4 protein-coding genes are annotated in these 3,658 nt (G+C 71.8%); 2 read left to right on the top strand and 2 right to left on the bottom strand.

Annotation, left to right across the window (positions count from 1 at the left end):
- Together MHW47_RS33415 and MHW47_RS33410 are read right to left on the bottom strand one after the other, a co-directional pair.
- On the bottom strand, positions 1 to 1,065 hold a 1,065-nt coding region (locus MHW47_RS33415; protein ID WP_239227598.1), incomplete at its 3' end, for a MoxR family ATPase.
- A 291-nt stretch (positions 1,066 to 1,356) separates the two neighbouring features.
- Complete coding sequence (locus tag MHW47_RS33410; protein WP_239227597.1) at positions 1,357 to 1,896, bottom strand: carbonic anhydrase; 540 nt, start codon at positions 1,894 to 1,896, stop codon at positions 1,357 to 1,359.
- A 378-nt stretch (positions 1,897 to 2,274) separates the two neighbouring features.
- Between MHW47_RS33410 and rsmH the strand changes: the two genes are divergently transcribed.
- Both rsmH and MHW47_RS33400 read left to right on the top strand, forming a co-directional pair.
- Positions 2,275 to 3,240 carry a 16S rRNA (cytosine(1402)-N(4))-methyltransferase RsmH gene (rsmH, locus tag MHW47_RS33405; protein ID WP_239227596.1) on the top strand — a complete coding sequence of 322 codons (966 nt, stop codon included), beginning with the start codon at positions 2,275 to 2,277 and terminating at the stop codon, positions 3,238 to 3,240.
- A gap of 50 nt (positions 3,241 to 3,290) precedes the next feature.
- A partial coding sequence (locus MHW47_RS33400; RefSeq protein WP_239227599.1) for a septum formation initiator family protein occupies positions 3,291 to 3,658 on the top strand: 368 nt, incomplete at its 3' end.

Genomic DNA, 3,658 nt, shown 5'->3' with positions numbered 1-3,658 from the left:
GGGGCGGTCGGCTGCCGCGCCCTCGTCGTGGACGGCCAGGACCGGAGCGCCGTGGACCGGGCCCGCCGGATAGGGGGGAGCGGGCACCCGGGCCGCACCGCCCGCCGTGGGCACCGGGGTCTGCGCCAGGATCTCGCCCACGATCTGCTCCGCGCCGCGCCGGTGGAGCTGGGCCTGCGCGGTGGGCAGCAGCCGGTGCGCGAGCACCGCGACGGCCAGGGCCTGCACGTCGTCCGGCAGGCAGTAGTCGCGGCCGGACAGCGCGGCGGACGCCTTGGCGGCGCGCAGCAGATGCAGCGTGGCGCGCGGCGAGGCGCCGAGCCGGAGGTCGGGATGGGTGCGGGTGGCGCCGACGAGCTGGACCGCGTAACGGCGGACCGCCTCGGCGACGTGCACCGCGCGGACCGCTTCGATGAGCTTCACGATGTCGTGCGCGTGCGCCACGGGCTGCAGGTCGTCGAGCGGGGAGGTGCCGCCGTGCACGTCGAGCATCTTCAGCTCGGCCTCCGGGTGGGGGTAGCCGATCGACACCCGCGCCATGAACCGGTCGCGCTGGGCCTCGGGCAGCGGATACGTGCCCTCCATCTCCACCGGGTTCTGCGTCGCCACGACCATGAAGGGATCGGGCAGCCCGTAGCTGTGCCCGTCGATCGTGACCTGGCGCTCCTCCATGGACTCCAGCAGCGCGGACTGGGTCTTGGGCGAGGCGCGGTTGATCTCGTCGCCGATCACCACCTGGGCGAAGATCGCGCCGGGCTTGAACTCGAACTCGCGGCGCTGCTGGTCGTAGATGGACACACCGGTGATGTCCGACGGCAGCAGGTCGGGCGTGAACTGGATGCGCCGCACCGAGCAGTCCACGGACCTTGCCAGCGCCTTGGCCAGCATGGTCTTGCCGACGCCGGGTACGTCCTCGATCAGCAGATGCCCCTCGGCGAGGAGCACGGTCAGCGTGAGCCGTACGACCTCGGGCTTGCCCTCGATCACGCCCTCCATCGACCTGCGCACCCGTTCCGCGGTGCTGGTCAGATCTGTGAGGCTCGCTCGATCGTCATAGGTCGTCACCGGCCCTCCTCGGCCCTGCTCCCGCGCTCACCAGGAGCACGGGATTCCCCAGTCACGGGCCGGTGCCCTCGTGCGGCCCGGCCCACCCCGAAATGCGGACACCGCGCCGGACGGGGTCCGGCGTGGTGTCACTCACGCATTCTTGTTGCCGTTACCGCTTCGTGTCACTCGCCTGTGGACAACCGCAGGCGATATGTCGGATTGGGTGAGGATTTTGTCACCGGAAGGTGTCCATCCGCCGCGCTGCGACGTGCGGAAACCCCGATCCCTCCGACGCGCGGGAACCTCCGGTCAGGCCGGCAGGACCTCGCGCAGCTTGCCGGTGGTCACGTCGAAGACGAAACCGCGCACGTCGTCCGTGTGCTTGAGGAACGGCGAGGTGCGGACCCGCTGCATCGACTGGCGCACGTCCTGGTCGGCGTCGGTGTACGCCTCCACGGCCCACGAGGGCCGCTGTCCGACCTCGCGCTCCAGCTCCTGGCGGAAGTCCTCGGTGATGGACTCCATTCCGCAGGTCGTGTGGTGGATCAGCACGATGCTGCGGGTGCCCAGGGCGCGCTGACTGATGGCCAGCGAGCGGATGACGTCGTCGGTGACCACGCCGCCGGCGTTGCGGATGGTGTGGCAGTCGCCCAGTGCGAGGCCGAGGGCCTTGTGCAGGTCGAGCCGGGCGTCCATGCAGGCGACCACGGCGACCTGGAGCACCGGCTTGGCGTCCATACCGGGGTCCGTGAATTCCGAGGCGTACTTGCTGTTCGCCTCCACCAGACGGTCGGTGACCGTGGTCGCTGGGGCGGAGGGCTCGGCGGGGGAGTGCGCAGAAGTCGACATGCTCAAGACGTTAGACCCCCGCACCCCTGCGGAAGGGGCGGGGAAGCGGACAAAAAAGGTCAACGGTCATTGTTGTGAGGTAATCCACAAGCCCTCCTCCAGCCCTCCGCACGGGTGAACGGACGCGCGCCGACGCGCTGCCGGGTTGATTGATCGGGAATCGATCGAGTGGCAGGGTGGACTAAAGTGACGGGAAGTTACCGACAGCCTGCACATTTCGAACTATTCCCCGTGTGCGCGGCGTACGTACGGCCCGGCCCTCTCCCGCTCGCCGGTCGGCTGACGCCCCTTCCCCGGCGCCGGCGGACCTCCCCTTCGCGAGCGGGCGGGGACCAGGCCGTACGACCCGCCCTCCGGGAGCTGAGCCTGAGAGGGCGCATGAGCCAGACCCGACACGTCCCGGTGATGCTCCAGCGATGCCTGGACCTGCTGGCACCGGCTCTGGAGGCGCCCGGCCCCCAGCCCCCCGTGGTCGTCGACTGCACCCTCGGCCTCGGCGGGCACAGCGAGGCCCTGCTCACCGCCTTCCCCGAGGCCCGCCTGATCGCCCTGGACCGCGACAAGGAGGCCCTGCGCCTCTCCGGCGAGCGGCTCGCCCCCTTCGGCGACCGCGCGACCCTGGTGCACGCCGTCTACGACGAGCTGCCCGAGGTGCTCGACCGGCTCGGCGTCCCCAAGGTGCAGGGCATCCTGTTCGACCTCGGCGTCTCCTCGATGCAGCTGGACGAGTCCGACCGGGGCTTCGCCTACGCCCGCGACGCGCCACTCGACATGCGCATGGACCAGACGACCGGGATCAGCGCCGCCGAGGTGCTCAACACCTACCCGCCGGGCGAGCTGGTGCGCATCCTGCGCGCGTACGGCGAGGAGAAGCAGGCCAAGCGGATCGTCTCCGCCGTCGTGCGCGAACGGGAGAAGGAACCCTTCACCAACAGCGCCCGGCTCGTCGAACTGATCCGCGAAGCCCTGCCGCAGGCCGCCATGCGCACCGGCGGCAACCCCGCCAAGCGCACCTTCCAGGCCCTGCGCATCGAGGTCAACGGCGAGCTGACGGTGCTGGAGCGGGCCATTCCGGCCGCCGTCTCCGCCCTCGCCGTCGGCGGCCGCATCGCCGTCCTCGCCTACCAGTCGCTGGAGGACCGCCTGGTGAAGCAGGTCTTCGCGGCCGGCGCCGCCAACACCGCACCCCCCGGCCTGCCCGTGGTCCCCGAGCGCTACCAGCCCCGGCTCAAGCTGCTCACCCGGGGCGCCGAACTCCCCACCGAGGAAGAGGTCGCCGAGAACCGCCGCGCCGCCCCCGCCCGGCTGCGCGGCGCCCAGCGCATCCGTGAGGACGAGCGGTGAGCAAACCGGCCGGGCCGCGACAAGGACGCGCCGCACGGCTCACCCGGCTGATGCCCGCCGGGCCGAGCACCGCCGCCCGGACCCCGTTCGTCCTGCTGGTCGTGCTGCTCCTGGGCGGCGGCCTGATCACCCTGCTGCTGCTCAACTCGGCGCTCAACGAGGGCTCCTTCGAGCTGAGCGAGCTGAAGAAGCGGACCACCGAGCTGACCGACGAGCAGCAGGCCCTCCAGCGCGACGTCGACGCCTCCTTCGAGCCCGACGCGCTGGAGCGGCGCGCCCGGGAGCTCGGCATGGTCCCCGGCGGCAGCCCCGCCTTCCTCGGCCCGGACGGCAAGGTCCGGGGCGTCCCGTCCGAGGCGTCCCCCGCCCCAGTCACCGCGCCGCCCCCGACGCCCCCCGCCGCCACCGCGTCCACCGG

Origin of the sequence: Streptomyces sp. OfavH-34-F (assembly GCF_022347745.1) — a bacterium.
Classification (GTDB): domain Bacteria; phylum Actinomycetota; class Actinomycetes; order Streptomycetales; family Streptomycetaceae; genus Streptomyces.
Note: the sequence above shows the minus strand (reverse complement) of the source record. Positions and strands in the feature narration are given on the sequence as shown.